Genomic DNA, 16,705 nt, shown 5'->3' on the forward strand with positions numbered 1-16,705 from the left:
GATCGGGCGGGTGCTCCATCCAGTCGAGCTCCGACGGCGTTCCGTCAGCGGGCCGGCCGGGCCTCGGCGGCCGGCCGCGCGGCGAGCGGGCCGCGACGGGCGGCGGGCAGGCCCAGCAGGTCCCCGAACGCGGTCCCCTCCTCGGCCCAGCGGCGCAGCCGGTCGCGGTCGATCCAGTGGACGCGGTGGGTGTCGCCCCAGGCGGCGGCGTCGCGGGTGAGGGCCCCGTTGGTGACGACGACGGCCACGTCGGCGCGGTGGGCGGGGCCCGCGGTGCCCTTGACCTGGTACATGACCTGGGCCCCGACCTTCCCGCCGACCCGGGTGTGCTTGCACTGCACGACGATCCGCCCGTACCGGGGGTGGTGGGCGATGACGTCGGCGGCCTGGTCGCCCTGGCGGCCGACCTGCCGGGCCTTGCTGCAGCCGTCGCGCAGCAGCAGGTCGCGGGCGGCGAACTCGAACTCGCGGTCGGTCATCGCGTCGATCCGCGCCAGTGGCAGGCACAGCCGGGACGCCCGCTCCGCCGCCTCGCGCCGGCGGACCACCGCCCGTCGCAGCCGGTGGGCGGCGGCGGCGGACGCGAGCAGCACGAGGACGAGCAGGACCGGCCAGGCTGCGGCGAGCATCCGCGCCACCGCCTTCACGGCGTCCATCGCCGCCGTCAGGGCGACCACGGCGACGATCCCGGCGGCGACCCGGTCGCGGGGCGTACGCGGCAGCAGCCGCCGCCACCAGGGCCGGCGCCGGGGCATCAGTGGCCGACCCGGGCCGGCGCCGTGGCAGGGGCGCTCGGCGTGCCGGCCGGCGCCGTGGCACCGCCGTCGCCGGACGGGGCGATCCACCACAGCACCGCTCCCACTGCGGCGACCAGCCACAGGCTCGACTTCTTGACCCGCGGCACCGGATTCCGGCGGTAGTGGCCGCGCACCCAGTGGACTCCTCCGCCGTTCTTCCTCGCCATGACGATCCCCTCCCCGAGGAGCGCTGCCGACCCGGTGCCGGCCCGCCCGTGACCCGGTGTAGCAGCGGCCCCGGACAACCCGGCCCCGATCGTCGGCGCACGCACGGTGCCACCGAACCGATCCGGACACGCGCGCCCGGAGCACGCGCCCGCGCACACCGGGCCGCCGCCCCGGCGGCGCGCGAAGGACCCGCCCACCCAGTCACCCGCCGGACGGCACCGCACCGCGGTGACGTGCACCGATCACGGCGTACGCCCCGGCGCACGCGGCCGCACTCCACAACGGCAGAATCCGACCCCCTCATCTCGCCCGGCCGTCGTCCGCCGACTGCCGATCGGGCCGCCCGGCGGTCCTCCCCCGCAGGCGGGAGACCGTAAGCTGTGCACTCGGTCGAACAAGGGGGAACGTGGTCATGGGTGGCTGGCTGTGGGCGGTGATTCCGGCCGTGATGGTCGGCGGGGGCTGGGTCAGTGAGAACGTCCGACGGGCCCTGAAGACCCGTCACGAGCGGAAGCTCGAACTGCACCAGGCCGCCGAGCGCCGCCAACTCGCGCTGGACGCCGCGAACCGGCCCCCGGAGCCGGTCTGCGGCTGCACGCACCACCTCGCCAAGCACGACAAGCAGGGCAAGTGCCACGAGGTGGTCGAGGCCCCGACCGCCTGGGACGCCGACCGCAAGCCGGTCCAGTACGAGGCGCGGCCCTGCAACTGCCAGCAGTACATCGGCCCCGAGCCGCTGAGCACCGTGTTCGCCGCGGAGATCGTCGACCCGCGCTGACGCCTTCCCGGGCAGGGCACGCCGCACGGTGACGAGGGGTCGGTCAGCGGCCCGTTGCCCGCGTGCCGGGCGCCGGGCACCGCTCGCCCGCCGGACGGGGCACCAGTCCCCCGTGAACCACACGTAGCTCCCGGGCGTTGCCGCACAGGCCCTCAGCAGGGCCCGCCGGGTCGTGCACGGCGACGTCCTCCGCCTTACGGGCGGTGTGCCGAAGATCTCGATTCCCGTGGCCGTGCTCAGCCGAGCGGTTCGAGCACGTCGGGCGTGCCGTCCACGGCGGGACCGCACCCCGCAGGAAGGTGCCGGGCGAGGAGTTCTACGGCCTGTTCGGCCGTGACCGGTCCGCCGATCCGCTCCCGCCGCGGGGCACCCGGTTCGAGGGCCAGGGCCACGTAGAACAACTCGCCGCCGTACGGGAAGACCGAGGGCAGATCTCCCGACCAGGGGTAGCGGGTGCACCGGCTGAACTGCAGTGAGCAGTGACTGACCAGGGGGAACAGCCGCGCAAGGACGGGATCGGCGTAGGCCGCCTCCACCAGTTCCTTGTTGATGTACTGCCGGTCCATCTCCCTGATCCGCCTCCACTCCGCTGCCACCGGGTCGTCGGATTCCGTCGGCGGCGTCTCGCTCTCGGTCACCCGCAGACAGTAGCCGACTCCCCGCAGGCCGGGCCGGTCGTCCGGATCGGATCGGATCGGAAGCCACCGTCGCGGTGCCGGCCCGGGACCGTCGAGACGTACCAACGCGTAGGCCTGCCACGGTCCGTACCGGTCCGGGCAACCACCACCGGGCGTCGAAGGAGCTTCTGACGGTCCGTCGCATGCCCACGACCCGGCGGGCGTCCGGCCCGTGGCCGACGCGGTCCGCGCCGGGCGCCGGGAGCGGAGCGTGACGGGCGGCAACGATTCGGTAACCGCACTGGAGTTCCGCGCCCCGCCTGGTCAAGAATTTCGCCCATTCGCCGCTTGACCGCTGCCCTCGACCAGGAATGCGAGCGGTCGACCGCCTCCTGACACCCGGCCGAAACCCGCGGGGTTTCGGCTGCCGTTCAGCATCCCCTTTCCGCTTCCCTGCCGCGTGCGCGGCACCACTCGAAGGCGAACTCCCCATGGAACGACATGCGCTGCGCGCCTTAGCCACGGCCGTCACCTGTGCCTTGACCCTCTCGGCGTGCTCGGCGGCCGGTATCGGGTCCGCAGGAACGGTCACCCTGAAGCTCGTCGCCGCCGATTACGGCGACAAGCAGTCGAACAGCTCCAAGCACTACTGGGACGAGGTGACCGCGGCCTTCACCGCCGCCAATCCCGACATCAAGGTCGACGCCCGGGTGGTGAACTGGAACGACATCGACGGCCAGGTCAAGGAAATGATCAGGAGCGGCGCCGTCCCGGATGTCCTGCAGACCGGCGGATATGCCGACAAGGTCGCGGACAACCTGCTGTACAAGGCGTCGGACGTCCTGTCGATCGGGACCCAGGCGGACTTCCTGGACAGCTTCGCCAAGGCGGGCCAGGTCGAGGGAGTCCAGTACGGCATCCCCTTCGTCTCCTCCGCGCGCGCCTTCTTCTACAACAAGGCGGTCTTCCGCCGGGCCGGCATCTCCCAGCCCCCCGCCACCTGGGACGAGCTGCGCGGCGACGCGCTCCTCATCAAGGCCAAGGCACCGGGCACCATTCCGTACGCCCTGCCGCTCGGCCCGGAGGAGGCCCAGGCCGAGACGATGATCTGGGAGCTCGGGAACGACGGCGGATTCACCGACCAGTCGGGGCGCTACGCGCTCGACAGCGCGCAGAACATCGAGACCTTCACCTGGCTCAAGAACAACCTCGTCGATCCCGGGCTGACCTTCGCCGACCCCGCGCGCACCGACCGGAAGACCGCGTTCGCGGACTTCGCCGCCGGGAGGATCGCAATGCTGAACGGTCACCCGTCGCTCATCCAGCTGTCCAAGGACGGCGGAATCGACTACGGAATCGTGCCGATTCCCGGGCGGGCCGGGCCGCTGAAATCCACGCTCGGTGTCGCGGACTGGATGATGGCGTTCAAGCAGGGCGGGCACCGCAAGGAGATCAAGCGGTTCCTCGACTTCGTGTATTCGAGCGAGAACACGGTGAAGTTCGACGAGACCTACAACCTGATGCCGGTGACCCATGACGCCCTGCTGAGCATGACGACCAGCGGACGGCACCGGGATCTCGAGCCATTCCTCGCCCTGCTCCCGCAGGCCACCTTCTACCCGCTGGGCGACACCCGATGGGATGCGATCTCGGCCGAGATCAAGAAGAGCACCGGCCTGGCGACGCAGAATCCGGAGAGCGTTCTGCACGACCTGCAGAACCGGGCCGACGCCGTCCGCGCCCGCTGATTGCGCGGCGGGCATCCGGGGAGAGGCGGCTCCCCCGCCCGGTGCCCGCGGCGGGCGGGGGCCGTCCGGCGCCCCCGGGGCTCAGCCGGCCAGGATCCGCTGCTCCTTGCCGGCCTCGATCCCGATCGGGATCCCGGTCAGCCCCTGGGTGTAACTGACCTTGGACGAACCGCCGTTGCGCAGCCAGGCCCAGGTGTCGGCGACGGTCTCGGCGACCGGGCGGCAGCGCAGCCCGGCGGCGCCCGCCCGGGAGCTGTCGGCCCGCCAGGTCCCCTGCCAGTCCGGCTGGTCCGGGGTCCAGAGCGGCAGTTCCGTCCAGGGCTGGACATCGGCGGCGAGCAGGGTGGCGTCGTCCGTCCAGACCAGTTCGGCGTCCGATCCGGTGGCCCGGACACAGGCGTCCAGGAACTCGCCGTAGCTGGTTGCGCCGATCGGCGCGGTGGTGACGAAGCGCCCGGTCAGCCCCCGGTCGATCAGGTCGAGCCCGAAGGCAGCGAAGTCCCTGGCGTCGATGAGCTGCATCGGCCGGTCGGGGTCGCCGGGCGCGAGCACCCGGCCGCCCCGGGCGATCCGCTCCAGCCACCAGGGAAGTCGTCCGATCGGTTCGTACGGGCCGTAGAGCAGCCCGCAGTTGAGGAGGGAGGAGCGCTCGCCGAACCGGTCGAGCACGGCGCGCTCGCAGCCCGCCTTGAGCGCATTGGCGAACGGCTGGTCCGGCGGAGCGTCCGCCGGGCAGTCGAGGGTCGTGGAGCTCTCGTCGACGGGCCCGGCCGGCCAGTCGGCGAAGGCGTGGACGGAGGAGACGAAGCTGTAGTGCCCGGCGCGGTCGCGGAGCAGCCGGGCGGTCTGCGCCACGTCGTACGGCTGCTGGCCCGAGGTGTCGACGACGGCGTCCCAGCGCCGTCCGTCGACCAGGCGCTCCAGGTCTTCCGGGCGGGTCCGGTCGCCGCGCACCGCCTCGGCGCCGTCGAGGTCGGCGCCGCTGACCCCGCGGTTGAAGGTGGTGACCTGGTGACCGCGGGACAGGGCTTCTGCAGCGTAGGCGCGGCCGAGGAACTTCGAGCCGCCGAGCAGGAGGATCTTCATACCGGACAGCCTGTCCGCGTCCGATCGGCCGCACACGGCCGTTCACTGCGAGCGGATCCCGCCCGTCCTCCCGCCGGCGGCCGCGGGGCGGCGGTTCAGTCCCCCGTCGGCTGCTGGAGCCGGGCCAGGGTCAGGACGTCGCCGCCGATGCCCCAGCCGCCGTCGGCGACCTCCTCGACCAGCACCATGGTGGTGGCGCGGGCGCGCTCGCCGTAGATCTCGACGTACAGCTCGGTGGTACGGGTGATGATCTGCTCCTTCTGCTGCTCGGTGAGGGTCTGCGCCGGGATCTTGAAGTTCGCGAAGGGCACGGTCTCTTCTCTCTGTGCGGTGGCCGTCCGGGGTCGGTGCCGGACGTCGGGGCGGGGAGGGCGCGGTGGTGCGCCGGTCAGACGATGCCGCCGTTGGCACGGACGACCTGGCCGTTGACCCAGTGGCCGGCCGGCGAGGCGAGGAAGGCGACGACCTCGGCGATGTCCTCGGGGGTGCCGAGCCGTTCCAGCGGCGGCTGGGCGGCCAGCCGGGCCACCGTCTGCTCGTCCTTGCCGTCCAGGAAGAGGTCGGTGGCGGTCGGGCCGGGGGCGACGGTGTTCACCGTGACGTCCCGGCCGCGCAGCTCGCGGGCGAGAATCAGCGTGACCGCCTCGACGGCGCCCTTGCTGGCGGTATAGGCGGCGTAGCCGGGGAAGGCCAGGCCCAGCACGGAGGTGGAGAAGGTGATGATCGCGCCTCCGGGGCGCACGGTGCGGGCCGCCTGCTGGGCGATGACGAAGGTCCCGCGGATGTTGGTGCGGTGCATCGCGTCGAGCTCGGCCAGGTCGAGCTCGGCGACCGGCGACAGGTGCATCCGGCCGGCGGCGTGCACGACCACGTCCACGCCGCCGAAGGCGGACTCGGCGGTCGCGAACAGTGCGGCGGCCTCCTGCTCGTCGGCGACGTCGGCCCGGACCGCCACCGCACGGCCGCCGGCCGCGGTGACCTCCTTGACCGCCTGCTCGGCCGCCTCGCGGCTGCCGGCGTAGCCGACCACCACGGCGAACCCGTCGGCGGCCAGCCGGCTCACCGTCTGCCGGCCGATGCCCCGGGAGCCGCCGGTGACGATGGCGACGCGCAGAGCGTCGGCACCGGTGCCGGGCGTGCCGCGGCCGTCCGCCGCATCGGGTCCGGGCACGGCGCCGAGGTCCGCCGGTTCGGGGAGGGACATGGGAACTCCTGAGGACGTGGGACCGAGGGATGGAGGACTGCGTACGGCGGCGGGGCGCGGGTGCGGCACCGGGCCGCGGTGACCCCGTCCGTTCCGCCGTACCTCCACCATCGGCCCGTACGGCGTCCGCAACCAGGGCTGTGCCCACCCGGGGGTCGCCACCCCCTGGCTCCGGCCGGCCGCGCGCGCCACGATGGGAGGCGTGAACCTTCCCGAGCTCGCCGCGTTCCTGAGGTCCCGGCGCGACCGCGTCCGCCCGGCCGACGTCGGCCTGCCCACCGGACCCCGCCGCCGGGTGCCGGGGCTGCGCCGCGAGGAGGTCGCCCAGCTCGCCGGCCTGTCGGCGGACTACTACACCGAGCTCGAACGCGGGCAGGGGGTCCAGCCCTCGGCGCAGACCCTGGCCGCGCTCGCCCGGGCGCTGCGTCTCAACGGGGACGAGCGCGACCACCTCTTCTACCTCGCCGACCGGCCGCTGCCGGCTGCCTCCCGCGGATCGTCCGCGCTCGCCGAACCGGCCATGCTCGGCCTGCTGGACCGACTGGCGACCACCCCTGCCCGAATCATCACCGACCTGCACGAGACGCTCGTGCAGAACGACCTGGGGGCCGCCCTCCTCGGCGCGCCGCCGGCGGGACGCGGCCCGGCGGCCAGTTTCGTGTACCGCTGGTTCACCGATCCGGCGGCCCGCGCGATCTACCCGCCCGACGACCACCCCCACCACTCCCGGGTCTTCGTCGCCGACCTCCGGGCGGTCGCCGCCCGCCGCGGCCGTGACACCGAGGTCGCCCGGATGGTGGCCGTGCTGCTGCGGCGCAGTCCGGAGTTCGCCGCCCTGTGGGAGGTCCACGACGTGGCCCTGCGCCGGGTCGACCACAAGCGGATCGTCCACCCCGTGCTGGGCGTCGTCGAACTCGACTGCCACACCCTCTTCAGCGAGGACGGCCGCCAGCGCCTGCTCTGGTTCACGGCGCCGCCCGGCACACCCGGCAGCGCCCAGCTGGAACTGCTCTCCGTCATCGGCACCCAGGACATGCGCACCGAGACCGGCCCCACCCCGCCCGAGGCCGGCACGCCGCAGCCGTCCGGCCGTCGCTCCACCAGCCAGGACCCGGGCTCCCCGGCCTGACCGCCGCCGGGCGGGAGGCCGGAGCACCGGTTCCCCCGCGGACGGTCACCGGCACCACCTCGGCCTATCCGACCTGCTGGACGCCGGCACGTCGGCACGGACTCCCGAGCGACAGCAGATCACGTCCGCCGACCGGGCCGCCGCCTTCCGTTCCTGGCCGTGGAGATCGCGGAGCTCGGCAACGCCCGGTCCACGCCCCGTACCCCGTCGGCAACCTGACGCAGCAGCAGTCATGGTCTCCGCGGGGAGGAAGTCCGCCCGACCACCGCTCACCCGCCGGGCGGGCGGTCGGCGTCGGCGCAGCCCAGGCCCGCGTGGCAGGCGTCGCGGTACGAGTTGCGGTAGGTGTTCTCCCCGACGGAGTACGCCCCCGCCATGAGCAGGCCGATCAAGGCGACCGTCACCGCCTGGCCGACGGCGACGGCACGGACCCGCCGCACGGCGGCCACCACCGCGGCAACCACGGCGCATGCCGCGGCCACTGCGGCCTTGCGCAGGTAAGGGCCGGGCGGATCGCCGTAGCTCTGCGGGTCCCACGACAGATAGGAGGCCGCCCACGCCAGGCCGATCAGTGCCAGGGCGGCGAGTTCGGCCCCGGCCAGCAGCAGGGCCGGGCCCGGACCGGGGCGCCGTTCGATTCGTGCTGTCACCGGATCACCCTCTCCCGCTCCGGTGACCGGTGTCGTGAGTACGCGTACTCACCTACGCGGCGCGCGGCCGGGGCCGCCCCGATCGGGCCGTGCCCTCGGGCGAGTTGCCCGCAACCTGCCAAAACCGCTCGACAGGCGGCGCCGGGGAGGACACCATTCGGACCGATGACAACACGAACCGATACCCCGGCATCCCTGGACGACCTGACCCAGCTCACCACCTTCCTCGACTACGCCCGCGCCACCGCGCGCGCCAAGTGCGAGGGCATCTCCGAGGAGAACGCCCGGCGTTCGCCCCTGCCCGGCTCCCCGCTGATGACCGTCTCCGGTCTGATCAGCCATCTCCGCTGGGTCGAGTACTGGTGGTTCGAGGTGGTCTTCCTCGGCCAGGAGGACGAGGGACCCTGGACGGAGGAGGATCCGGACCGGGAGATGCGGATCGCCGTCGAGATCCCGATCGCCGACCTGCTCGCCGACTACGAGGCCGCCTCCGCCCGCTACCGCGAGCTGGTCGCGGCCCACGACCTGGACACCGTGGCGAAGCGGCCGCGGGGCGACGGCGGGCCCGTCGACCTCCGCTGGATCCTGCTCCACCTGACCGAGGAGACGGCCCGGCACAACGGCCACCTCGACATCATCCGCGAACTGGTCGACGGCACCACCGGCGTCTGACCCGCAGACCGTCCTCCCCCGGCCGACCCGGCGTCCCGTGCCCGGGCCGATTCGGATGGGCCGGCCGGGGCGTGGGCGTCGGGCCGGTGGGCAGACGCCGCTCCGCAAGGGCGGGCGTCGAGGCCGGCCCGGCACGGAAGGCGGAGGACGACGGTGATAGCAGGACTGCTCGCTCTGGCAGTGATGGTGTTCGCAGCCGGACTCGGCCTGGCGGTGGCCGCCGTCGGCCTGGCCGGACGGCTCGGTGACCGCCGCACCGGGCGCGAACCCGTCCGGACGGCCCGATCGGAGTCGCGCACCGCGACCGTGCAGTTCTGACGGTGCATCGGGGCCCGCGGGACCGTCGGGCCCGACCCCGGCATCCTCCCCGCACGGACGAGACCGTCCCGACGCTACCGGACACCCTGGTGCAGGACGTCCGGGCGGCGGCACTCCGGGCGCGGGGCGGGGTGCGGTGCGGTGGGGCCGGCGGCTCGGCGGGTGCGGTCGAGTTCGGCGCCCTCCAGGACGGCCCGGTGCACGGCGCGGGCGAGTCGGGAGCCCCAGCGGGAACGAGGTCCGCCGAAGGGGTCCGCCGGTGCGTCGTCTCCCGGGCCCGGGGCCCGGACGGCGATGCAGACGGCGTCGGACGGCGTCCCGGAGCAGGAGTAGCCGGCGTCGAGGAGGGCCTGGACCTTCGCCTCGGTCGCCGTGGCGAGCAGGTTGACCAGACCGGCGTCGGCCACCGGTGCCGGGACGACCGCCAGGATGTTGATGGTGCCGGGGACGTAGGGACCCCCGGGCTCGGCCGGTCCGGGGGCGGCTGCCCAGGTCGGGACTCCGATGCCGGTGGTCACGGCCGCGGTGACGCCGCCGTCCTCGGCCCAGGTGCAGGCATCGACCTCGGCCGCCGTCATCAGCCCGACACCGGGCCCGGTCAGCCCCTCGGCCTCGGCCAGCTCTGCCAGGTGGCGGTCGGGGTCGAGACGGGCGTATCCGGGGCGGACCTGGGCGTTGAGCACCCATCCGCGCGCGCCGATGCCACCGCCGAGGACGGCACTGCTGACCATCCGCCAGCCCGGTCCCGCCCGCCACACCAGCAGGTGCCGGCAGGCTCCGTCCTCCGCACGTGCGGCCCGGGACACCACCGGCCGCAGGGCCGGCGGCACCGGTGCCTCCGCCCGCCCCGCACCGGATCCGAAGGCCCCGACGGCCCCGGCCGTCCCGATGACGACCGGGCGTCCGACCGCCAGGTGCCCCGTGCTCCCCGGCTGCGCCACCGCGGCCCTCCGTCCGATCGTGCCCGGCGGTGCCCGATCGGCCCGGGCACACCGCCCGCCAGCAAAGCACACCGCTCCCCCGCCGCCGGACGGCAGCCCTCCGCTCGACAGCCGGCCTTCCGGGGCGCGGGCGGCAGGTTCACTGACCCCTCGTCGTCAACGAGCGGTCAGTCACCCAGGATCCGCTCCCACAGCAGCCCGTCCCGCCAGCTCCCGTCGAGCAGGATCGCGGAGTGCGCGACGCCGTACGGGCTGAACCCGTTGCGGCGCAGCACCCGTTGCGAGGGCAGGTTCTCCAGGTTGGTGGACGCCTCCGCGCGGTGCAGGCGGAGTTCGTCCGTCATGACCTCGAGGGCGAGCCCGACGGCGCGCCCGGCGTGCCCCTGGTTCTGGGCGACGCCGGCGATCCAGTACCCGAGGGAGCCGCGGCGCAGGTGCGGCTGCGGCAGGATGCCTCCGACGGTGACCTGCCCGATCACCCGGTCGTCGGCGAGCACCACGCCCGGCCAGACCGTGCCGGCCCGGTGTCCGGCCAGGAGGCGGTCGATCCGCTCCGCCTGACCCTCCGGGGTGAGGAAGTCGGCGGGCCGGGCCGGTTCCCACCGCCGGAAGGCCTCGATGTCCCGCGCCCTGTGCGCGGCGATCGGGGCGGCATCGGCGGGCTCTATCAGGCGGATCGTGGTGCTGCTGCGCATGGGCCGGTCCTCGTCGCGGTGCGTCGGATGGGACCGGCCAGCCTATGCGGGCCTCGGGGGCCGACGCCTCCGGCCGAGCGCCCGCTCCGCAACGGTTGTCCGGCCGGCCGGGTCTGCCGGAGGGTCAGTCCGCCAGCGCGGTCTCGTACGCCCTGGCCTGGTCCGGGGTGAGCAGGTGGGACACCCGGACGACGACGGCCCCGTGCCGGTACGTGTAGTCCGGTCCGGCCGGTCCGGCGGAGGCGGCGTCGTCCGCACTGGCGAACACCTCGACGGTGCCGCCGTAGGAGATGCTGTCCCGCCGGTGCCCGGTCGCGTCCTCCTTGGCCTTCGGGCTGTCGGCGACGCGGGTGTCGTCGAAGGCGGTCCTGCTGACGTACTGGTGCGGCTTGCCGAGCTGCCCGTCGGGGTCGGTCGTCGCGTCGTAGGTGACGGTCAGTTTGACCGGCAGTCCCTTGGTGGTGAGCTGCCGGGTGATGGTCTGGGCGTCCGGGGTAGCGGAGGTCTCCGAACCGTCGGCGGCCGCGGGTGCCGCGCCGGCCGACCCGGCCCCGACGGACGGGCCGGCGCAGGCGGTGGTCAGGGTCACGAGTGCGGCGGCGAGGGTGCGGGCGGTGCTCGGGCGCATGGTCTCCCCTGGTTCGGTGTGATGAGGCGCCCGACCGTACCGACGTACTCACACCGTGCGCACGGCCGTTGCCGAATGGTGATCACCACCGCGGCCCGGCGCCGGTGGGGAGGTCCGCACGCCGTGTCGGCCCGCCCGGCACCGGCCGGACACCACCGTCCGGGGCCGGGCCCGTGGCCCCGCCTGCTGTCCGCACACGGACCGCCCTCCGGCGGCTACGGACGGGCGGGAGCAGCCGCTCCGCCGCCCGCACTGGCGGACTTGTGCCACACGCGGACGTTCGACGTGCGCCGCCGGGCTCAGCAGGGCACCGGGCAGGGCAGTGCCGGGCCGAAGCGGACCGGCACTCCCGGCGAGTAGAGCACGCTGATCGCGGGCGGGGTCACCCGGATACCTGCGTCGGCCACGAACCGGTCCGCGAGGAAGGTCAGTTCGGCGTGGTGCAGGGGCCACGGCGGGTGGTCGGCGGGGAGGTAGAGCGTGCGCCCGTACCAGTCGACGTGCAGGCCCCAGCGGGCGGTGAGGAAGGTGGCGAGCGGGCCGGGGTGTTCGATCCGCGGGCCGATCCGCGCGGTGAGGACGGTGGTCGTCGCACGGCCCCCGGGCCGGCGGTCGCGGGCGGCCACCGCCATGGTGTGCCCGGTCACGATGAGCCGCGCGGACGCCCAGCGGTACGGCAGGCGCAGCGCCGCCCGGGCGGCCAGCACCGGCAGCAGCCGCGAGCAGGCGAGGGTCCGGAAGACCACGCCGCGCCGTCCGGCGGCGTCCACGGAGTAGAGCCGCACGTTCACCTCGGTGAAGGTGCCCAGGTAGGGGACGCCCCCGAGCCGGACCGGCCCGAGTCGCTCCATGGTGAACGGGACCAGTCCGACCCAGCTGGTGCCGTTCCGGACGTCGGGCCGCACCCCGCGCGGCAGCAGCGGCGCCACGGCCGCCGGGTTGACCGGCCAGTGGACGAACAGGACGTGCCGCCAGGTCTGGCCGAGCAGTGCCCTACGGGCGGGCCGGGGCGGCCGGTCCGTCAGGGGTTCGACGGTGCGCACGGGCGTATCACCTGCTCCTCCCGGAGCCGGTCCGGCCCGGGTGTGTCGGTGGAACTCCTCCCACTCTCCGTCCCGGGCGGGCCCGGCGGGGTGTGCACCGCTTGCGCATCGAACGATCGGGGCGGGTGCCGCCTCCCGCGCGGGGCCGTCCGTCAGCGCGCGGGGCCGTCGCCCGGTGGCCGGTCGCGCTCCCCGCAGACCCAGGCCAGCGCCTCGGACACCCCGCGGGCGTACTCCGGATCGACCCGCCGGCCGCCGGGGCCCGCGCACGCGCGGGCGGCCCCCAGCTCGTCCAGCAGGTGCGGGACGGTGGGGCCGGCGGCGTCCAGCGGGGCCGCCGCGGTGACGGGCGCCGCCACCTGGCCGCCGAGTGCCCACCGCAGCGCACCGAGGACCCCGCGTCCGAACCGGCCCGTGCAGGCCGGCTCGGCGTTGGCCGCCTCCATCGCCGCACCGATCTCCTGCGGCGGGCGAACACGGACCGTCCCACGTGGCATGTCCTGTACCGTCATGGCCCGACGCTAGCCGCGCCCCCGCGGGGGTGCCCCGGCGGCGCGGGCCGATCAGGTGACGGACGCACCGGCCGGGCCGGACACGGGACGGCCGGGCGGCGGTCAGCGCTCCGAACTCGGCCCGGCAGCACCGCCCGAGGCCGCATCGGGCTTGGTGTAGAGGACCTCGCGGGCCTGCTCCGCGGCACGGGTGATGCTCTCCCCGACGAAGTCGAGGAAGCGCGCGATGTTCTCCAGGCGGGCGGCGGCCGGGGAGTCGGCGCCGAGGATGCCGACGCCCTTTCGCGCGGTCTCGGAGAGCTGGGCGTTGGACCGCGCACTGGCGATCATCGACTGGTACCAGACGTCGTTGTCGACGACGTAGCGCTCGCGGCGACGCTCGTCCCGCTCCCGGCGGACGAGGCCCTGGTTCTCGAGGAAGGTGATCGCCTTGGAGACGGACGCGGGGCTGACCTGGAGGTGCTGCACGAGCTCGGACGCGGTGAGGCTGCCCGCGTCGGTGGTGTAGAGGCAGGTCAGCACCCGGGACATCATCTTGGGCAGCCCCGACTGCATGAGGAGGGTGGTGAACGTCTCCTCGTACTCGCGCACCGCCTCGGCGTCCCGCCCCTGGGTCTGCGGGGACGCCTGCGGCCCCTGGGGCGCCGCCTGCCTGCGCTGGTGGGTGCGTCGTTCGGTGGCCCGGTGGGCCAGGTCGGCACGGTAGGCGCCGGGGCCGCCGTTGCGCATCACCTCGCGCGTGACCGTCGAGGTGGGGCGGTCGAGGCGCCTGGCGATCTCCGCGTAGGCGAGTCCGTCGGCCACCCCTGCGGCGATCTGCTGGCGCTCCTGCTGGGTGAGCCTGCCTCCCGGCATCACGGTCTCCCTTCGTTCGTCCGTTACGCCCTCAAGCATAGCGTTCACTCCTCACCCATTGCAACGCGCAACGCGCCTGACGTTGCATTAGATCTATACCGGTTGCAACGATTTTCCAGCCTTCACCTGCACTGATACCGACTCATCGCAACACATCGCTTGAGGGATTCATGAACGCAACGTAGCGTTTCCAGAGTCAGAAACAGCAGATGCACGAGGAGAGCACCATGGACACCTTCGACACCCCCACCCCGATCTCCACCGTTCTCGACATCCCCGCCGGACGCATCCGCCTCGTCGCCGCCGACCGGGCCGACACCACGGTCGAGGTACTGCCCGCGGACGCCTCGAAGGGCCGCGACGTGAAGGCGGCCGAGCAGACCGCGGTCGAGTACCGCGACGGCGTCCTGCGGATCACGACCTCGGCGAGGAACCAGTACTTCGGCAGCTCCGGATCCGTCGAGGTGACGGTCCACCTGCCCGCCGGCTCGCGCATCGAGGCGAAGGCCGCCGGCGTCGAGTTCCGCGCCGTCGGACAGTTCGGCGCCGTCGCCTTCGAGGGCGCGCACGGCGCGATCAGGCTCGACGAGGCCGACAGCGTCCGCCTCACCACCGTCTCCGGCGACGTCACGGTCGGCCGGCTGGCCGGCTCCGCGGAGATCAGCACCGCCAAGGGCCACATCCGGATCGCCGAGGCCGTCCGCGGCACGGTCGTCCTGCGCACCCAGGCCGGCGACGTGTCGGTCCACGCCGCGAACGGGGTCTCCGCCTCCCTGGACGCCGGCACCACCCACGGCCGGATCCATAACGCCCTGAAGAACACCGAGGGCACCCCCGACCTGACCATCCACGCGACCACCGCCTACGGCGACATCGCCGCCCGCAGCCTCTGAGGAGCACCGATCATGACCAACCTGGCCATCGCGGCGAACGGACTGCGCAAGTCCTACGGCGACAAGGTCGTCCTCGACGGTGTCGACCTGGCCGTCCCCGAAGGGACGATCTTCGCCCTGCTCGGCCCGAACGGCGCCGGCAAGACCACCGCCGTCAAGATCCTCTCCACCCTCGTCTCCGCCGACCCGGGCACCGGCGAGATCCGGGTCGGCGGCCACAGCCTGACCGCCGCCCCGCAGGCCGTGCGCGCCGCGATCGGCGTCACCGGCCAGTTCTCCGCGGTCGACGGCCTGATCACCGGCGAGGAGAACATGCTCCTCATGGCGGACCTGCACCACCTCCCCCGCAGCGAGGGCCGCCGCACCGCCGCCGAACTGCTGGAGCGCTTCGACCTGGTGGAGGCGGCGAAGAAGCCCGCCTCCACCTACTCCGGCGGCATGAAGCGCCGTCTGGACATCGCCATGACCCTGGTCGGCGGCCCGCGGATCATCTTCCTCGACGAGCCGACCACCGGCCTCGACCCGCGTTCCCGGCACACCATGTGGCGGATCATCCGCGAGCTGGTCTCCGACGGCGTCACCGTCTTCCTCACCACCCAGTACCTGGAGGAGGCCGACGAACTCGCCGACCGGATCGCCGTGCTCAACGACGGCACGATCGCCGCCGAGGGCACCGCCCAGGAGCTGAAGCGGCTGGTCCCCGGCGGACACGTCCGGCTGCGCTTCACCGACCCGGAGGCCTACCGGCGCGCCGGCCTCGCCCTGGACGAGGCCGCCCGGGACGACGAGGCACTGGCCCTGCAGATCCCCGGCGACGGCAGCCAGCGCGCGCTGCGCTCCGTCCTCGACCGGCTGGACACGGCCGGCATCGAGGCGGACGAGCTGACCGTGCACACCCCCGACCTCGACGACGTGTTCTTCGCCCTGACCGGCGGCACCGGCATCCCCCACCAGTCCAAGGAGGCGCTCCGATGAGCTCCCTTTCCCTCGCCGTGCGCGACTCGTCCACGATGCTGCGCCGCAATCTCCTGCACGCGCGCCGCTATCCGTCCCTCACCCTGAACCTGCTGCTCACACCGATCATGATGCTGCTGCTCTTCGTCTACATCTTCGGTGACACGATGAGCTCGGGGATCGGCGGTGCACCGAACCGCTCCGCCTACATCGCGTACGTCGTCCCGGGCCTGCTGCTGATGACCATCGGCAGCACCGTGGTCGGCACCGCGGTGTCCGTCTCCAACGACATGACCGAGGGCATCATCGCCCGCTTCCGCACGATGGCGATCCACCGTCCCTCGATCCTCGTCGGACACGTCGTGGGCAGTGTGCTGCAGTCGGTCATGAGCGTCGTCCTGGTGGGCGCCGTCGCCGTGGCCATCGGCTTCCGGTCCACCGGTGCCGGCGTCGTGGAGTGGCTGGCCGCGTTCGGGCTGCTCGTGCTCTTCGCCACCGCGTTCACCTGGATCGCCGTCGGCATGGGCCTGGTCAGCCCGAGCGCCGAGGCCGCCAGCAACAACGCGATGCCGCTGATCCTGCTGCCGCTCCTCTCCAGCGCGTTCGTCCCGGTGCACTCGATGCCCGGCTGGTTCCGGCCGATCGCGGAGTACCAGCCGTTCACCCCCGCCATCGAGACCCTGCGGGGCCTGCTGCTCGGCGGCGAGATCGGCCACAACGGGTGGCTCGCCGTGGCCTGGTGCCTGGGCCTCACGGTGCTCGGCTACTTCTGGTCGACCTCGACCTTCAACCGAGACCCGAAGTAGCCGCCGTGACAGCGCGGGCCGCCTCCCGCATCCCCAACCGCCTCCGGGGCGGCGTACACCGACAGCGCGTCGGCCTACGCCGCCCCGTCGGCGTTCCCGACCGGCCGGCGGGCGGGCACGGCCGGGGCCTCTGCCGAAGCCGGGGCACCGGCCGCGGGGGGGGGGGGGGGCGGCGCCCCCCCCCCCCCCCCCGGCCCCGGCGCGCGCGGGG

At 73.8% G+C, this 16,705-nt stretch carries 21 protein-coding genes; 8 read left to right on the forward strand and 13 right to left on the reverse strand.

The window, feature by feature from the left end; all coding sequences use genetic code 11:
• Positions 1-44 precede the first annotated feature (44 nt).
• Together ACFV0G_RS05275 and ACFV0G_RS05280 are read right to left on the reverse strand one after the other, a co-directional pair.
• A complete protein-coding gene (locus ACFV0G_RS05275) occupies positions 45-755 on the reverse strand; it encodes a restriction endonuclease (RefSeq protein ID WP_380541906.1) in 711 nt (236 codons plus the stop codon).
• Positions 755-964, reverse strand: a complete 210-nt coding sequence (locus ACFV0G_RS05280; RefSeq protein WP_380541909.1) for a hypothetical protein — start codon at positions 962-964, stop codon at positions 755-757. The genes ACFV0G_RS05275 and ACFV0G_RS05280 overlap by 1 nt, the downstream gene beginning before the upstream one ends.
• Before the next feature lie 413 nt (positions 965-1,377).
• Between ACFV0G_RS05280 and ACFV0G_RS05285 the strand changes: the two genes are divergently transcribed.
• Entirely contained in the window at positions 1,378-1,743 is a 366-nt protein-coding gene (locus ACFV0G_RS05285) for a hypothetical protein (RefSeq protein ID WP_380541912.1), read from the forward strand.
• A gap of 236 nt (positions 1,744-1,979) precedes the next feature.
• On the opposite strand, the gene ACFV0G_RS05290 is transcribed toward ACFV0G_RS05285, so the two are convergent.
• Complete coding sequence (locus ACFV0G_RS05290) at positions 1,980-2,381, reverse strand: DUF6193 family natural product biosynthesis protein (protein WP_380541915.1); 402 nt, start codon at positions 2,379-2,381, stop codon at positions 1,980-1,982.
• Between the two features lie 470 nt (positions 2,382-2,851).
• Between ACFV0G_RS05290 and ACFV0G_RS05295 the strand changes: the two genes are divergently transcribed.
• Positions 2,852-4,108: an extracellular solute-binding protein gene (locus tag ACFV0G_RS05295; protein WP_380541918.1), complete on the forward strand. Its 1,257-nt coding sequence runs from the start codon at positions 2,852-2,854 to the stop codon at positions 4,106-4,108.
• A gap of 81 nt (positions 4,109-4,189) precedes the next feature.
• Here ACFV0G_RS05295 and ACFV0G_RS05300 read toward each other — a convergent pair whose 3' ends face one another.
• The 3 genes from ACFV0G_RS05300 to ACFV0G_RS05310 all read right to left on the reverse strand — a co-directional run bounded on the left by ACFV0G_RS05300 (position 4,190) and on the right by ACFV0G_RS05310 (position 6,398).
• Entirely contained in the window at positions 4,190-5,194 is a 1,005-nt protein-coding gene (locus ACFV0G_RS05300; protein ID WP_380541921.1) for an NAD-dependent epimerase/dehydratase family protein, read from the reverse strand.
• 95 nt (positions 5,195-5,289) lie between these two features.
• Positions 5,290-5,505 (reverse strand): tautomerase family protein, encoded by a 216-nt coding sequence (locus tag ACFV0G_RS05305; RefSeq protein ID WP_380541924.1) that lies wholly within the window; start codon positions 5,503-5,505, stop codon positions 5,290-5,292.
• 77 nt (positions 5,506-5,582) lie between these two features.
• Positions 5,583-6,398 carry an SDR family oxidoreductase gene (locus tag ACFV0G_RS05310; protein ID WP_380541927.1) on the reverse strand — a complete coding sequence of 272 codons (816 nt, stop codon included), beginning with the start codon at positions 6,396-6,398 and terminating at the stop codon, positions 5,583-5,585.
• Between the two features lie 202 nt (positions 6,399-6,600).
• Here ACFV0G_RS05310 and ACFV0G_RS05315 point away from each other — a divergent pair, with 202 nt between their 5' ends.
• Positions 6,601-7,527 carry a helix-turn-helix transcriptional regulator gene (locus tag ACFV0G_RS05315; protein WP_380541930.1) on the forward strand — a complete coding sequence of 309 codons (927 nt, stop codon included), beginning with the start codon at positions 6,601-6,603 and terminating at the stop codon, positions 7,525-7,527.
• 269 nt (positions 7,528-7,796) lie between these two features.
• Here the strand turns inward: ACFV0G_RS05315 and ACFV0G_RS05320 are convergent, their stop codons facing one another.
• The gene (locus ACFV0G_RS05320; RefSeq protein WP_380541934.1) at positions 7,797-8,177 is read right to left on the reverse strand and encodes a hypothetical protein; all 381 of its coding nucleotides are present in this window, start codon (positions 8,175-8,177) and stop codon (positions 7,797-7,799) included.
• A 165-nt stretch (positions 8,178-8,342) separates the two neighbouring features.
• On the opposite strand from ACFV0G_RS05320, the gene ACFV0G_RS05325 reads away from it, so the two are divergent.
• Complete coding sequence (locus ACFV0G_RS05325) at positions 8,343-8,849, forward strand: DinB family protein (RefSeq protein WP_380541937.1); 507 nt, start codon at positions 8,343-8,345, stop codon at positions 8,847-8,849.
• 153 nt (positions 8,850-9,002) lie between these two features.
• Positions 9,003-9,167: a hypothetical protein gene (locus tag ACFV0G_RS05330; RefSeq protein WP_380541940.1), complete on the forward strand. Its 165-nt coding sequence runs from the start codon at positions 9,003-9,005 to the stop codon at positions 9,165-9,167.
• Between the two features lie 74 nt (positions 9,168-9,241).
• On the opposite strand, the gene ACFV0G_RS05335 is transcribed toward ACFV0G_RS05330, so the two are convergent.
• From ACFV0G_RS05335 to ACFV0G_RS05360, 6 genes are all read right to left on the reverse strand, one after another.
• Complete coding sequence (locus tag ACFV0G_RS05335) at positions 9,242-9,898, reverse strand: adenosylcobinamide amidohydrolase (protein WP_380541961.1); 657 nt, start codon at positions 9,896-9,898, stop codon at positions 9,242-9,244.
• A gap of 377 nt (positions 9,899-10,275) precedes the next feature.
• Positions 10,276-10,803 (reverse strand): GNAT family N-acetyltransferase, encoded by a 528-nt coding sequence (locus ACFV0G_RS05340; protein ID WP_380541943.1) that lies wholly within the window; start codon positions 10,801-10,803, stop codon positions 10,276-10,278.
• 124 nt (positions 10,804-10,927) lie between these two features.
• Positions 10,928-11,431, reverse strand: a complete 504-nt coding sequence (locus ACFV0G_RS05345) for a hypothetical protein (RefSeq protein ID WP_380541946.1) — start codon at positions 11,429-11,431, stop codon at positions 10,928-10,930.
• A 299-nt stretch (positions 11,432-11,730) separates the two neighbouring features.
• Positions 11,731-12,474, reverse strand: a complete 744-nt coding sequence (locus ACFV0G_RS05350) for a YqjF family protein (protein ID WP_380541949.1) — start codon at positions 12,472-12,474, stop codon at positions 11,731-11,733.
• Positions 12,475-12,626: 152 nt separating this feature from the next.
• Complete coding sequence (locus ACFV0G_RS05355; RefSeq protein WP_380541952.1) at positions 12,627-12,986, reverse strand: hypothetical protein; 360 nt, start codon at positions 12,984-12,986, stop codon at positions 12,627-12,629.
• Between the two features lie 102 nt (positions 12,987-13,088).
• Positions 13,089-13,841 carry a helix-turn-helix domain-containing protein gene (locus ACFV0G_RS05360; RefSeq protein WP_380541964.1) on the reverse strand — a complete coding sequence of 251 codons (753 nt, stop codon included), beginning with the start codon at positions 13,839-13,841 and terminating at the stop codon, positions 13,089-13,091.
• Between the two features lie 227 nt (positions 13,842-14,068).
• Between ACFV0G_RS05360 and ACFV0G_RS05365 the strand changes: the two genes are divergently transcribed.
• The 3 genes from ACFV0G_RS05365 to ACFV0G_RS05375 are packed head-to-tail and all read left to right on the forward strand — an operon-like array spanning position 14,069 to position 16,494.
• A complete protein-coding gene (locus ACFV0G_RS05365) occupies positions 14,069-14,734 on the forward strand; it encodes a DUF4097 family beta strand repeat-containing protein (RefSeq protein ID WP_380541967.1) in 666 nt (221 codons plus the stop codon).
• Positions 14,735-14,746: 12 nt separating this feature from the next.
• Complete coding sequence (locus ACFV0G_RS05370) at positions 14,747-15,709, forward strand: ATP-binding cassette domain-containing protein (RefSeq protein WP_380541955.1); 963 nt, start codon at positions 14,747-14,749, stop codon at positions 15,707-15,709.
• Entirely contained in the window at positions 15,706-16,494 is a 789-nt protein-coding gene (locus ACFV0G_RS05375) for an ABC transporter permease (RefSeq protein WP_380541958.1), read from the forward strand. The genes ACFV0G_RS05370 and ACFV0G_RS05375 overlap by 4 nt, the downstream gene beginning before the upstream one ends.
• The last annotated feature ends 211 nt before the right edge of the window (positions 16,495-16,705 follow it).

It is taken from the genome of Kitasatospora sp. NPDC059571 (assembly GCF_042735675.1).
Classification (GTDB): Bacteria; Actinomycetota; Actinomycetes; order Streptomycetales; family Streptomycetaceae; genus Kitasatospora.

What these genes read in the sequence shown, in the direction of transcription:
- ACFV0G_RS05365 (WP_380541967.1), top strand. Translation starts at nt 14,069, where the DNA reads ATGGACACCTTCGACACCCCCACCCCGATCTCCACCGTTCTCGACATC.
- ACFV0G_RS05275 (WP_380541906.1), bottom strand. Translation starts at nt 755, where the DNA reads ATGCCCCGGCGCCGGCCCTGGTGGCGGCGGCTGCTGCCGCGTACGCCC.
- ACFV0G_RS05355 (WP_380541952.1), bottom strand. Translation starts at nt 12,986, where the DNA reads ATGACGGTACAGGACATGCCACGTGGGACGGTCCGTGTTCGCCCGCCG.
- ACFV0G_RS05335 (WP_380541961.1), bottom strand. Translation starts at nt 9,898, where the DNA reads ATGGTCAGCAGTGCCGTCCTCGGCGGTGGCATCGGCGCGCGCGGATGG.
- ACFV0G_RS05300 (WP_380541921.1), bottom strand. Translation starts at nt 5,194, where the DNA reads ATGAAGATCCTCCTGCTCGGCGGCTCGAAGTTCCTCGGCCGCGCCTAC.
- ACFV0G_RS05280 (WP_380541909.1), bottom strand. Translation starts at nt 964, where the DNA reads ATGGCGAGGAAGAACGGCGGAGGAGTCCACTGGGTGCGCGGCCACTAC.
- ACFV0G_RS05310 (WP_380541927.1), bottom strand. Translation starts at nt 6,398, where the DNA reads ATGTCCCTCCCCGAACCGGCGGACCTCGGCGCCGTGCCCGGACCCGAT.
- ACFV0G_RS05340 (WP_380541943.1), bottom strand. Translation starts at nt 10,803, where the DNA reads ATGCGCAGCAGCACCACGATCCGCCTGATAGAGCCCGCCGATGCCGCC.
- ACFV0G_RS05375 (WP_380541958.1), top strand. Translation starts at nt 15,706, where the DNA reads ATGAGCTCCCTTTCCCTCGCCGTGCGCGACTCGTCCACGATGCTGCGC.
- ACFV0G_RS05295 (WP_380541918.1), top strand. Translation starts at nt 2,852, where the DNA reads ATGGAACGACATGCGCTGCGCGCCTTAGCCACGGCCGTCACCTGTGCC.
- ACFV0G_RS05285 (WP_380541912.1), top strand. Translation starts at nt 1,378, where the DNA reads ATGGGTGGCTGGCTGTGGGCGGTGATTCCGGCCGTGATGGTCGGCGGG.
- ACFV0G_RS05325 (WP_380541937.1), top strand. Translation starts at nt 8,343, where the DNA reads ATGACAACACGAACCGATACCCCGGCATCCCTGGACGACCTGACCCAG.
- ACFV0G_RS05360 (WP_380541964.1), bottom strand. Translation starts at nt 13,841, where the DNA reads ATGCCGGGAGGCAGGCTCACCCAGCAGGAGCGCCAGCAGATCGCCGCA.
- ACFV0G_RS05370 (WP_380541955.1), top strand. Translation starts at nt 14,747, where the DNA reads ATGACCAACCTGGCCATCGCGGCGAACGGACTGCGCAAGTCCTACGGC.
- ACFV0G_RS05345 (WP_380541946.1), bottom strand. Translation starts at nt 11,431, where the DNA reads ATGCGCCCGAGCACCGCCCGCACCCTCGCCGCCGCACTCGTGACCCTG.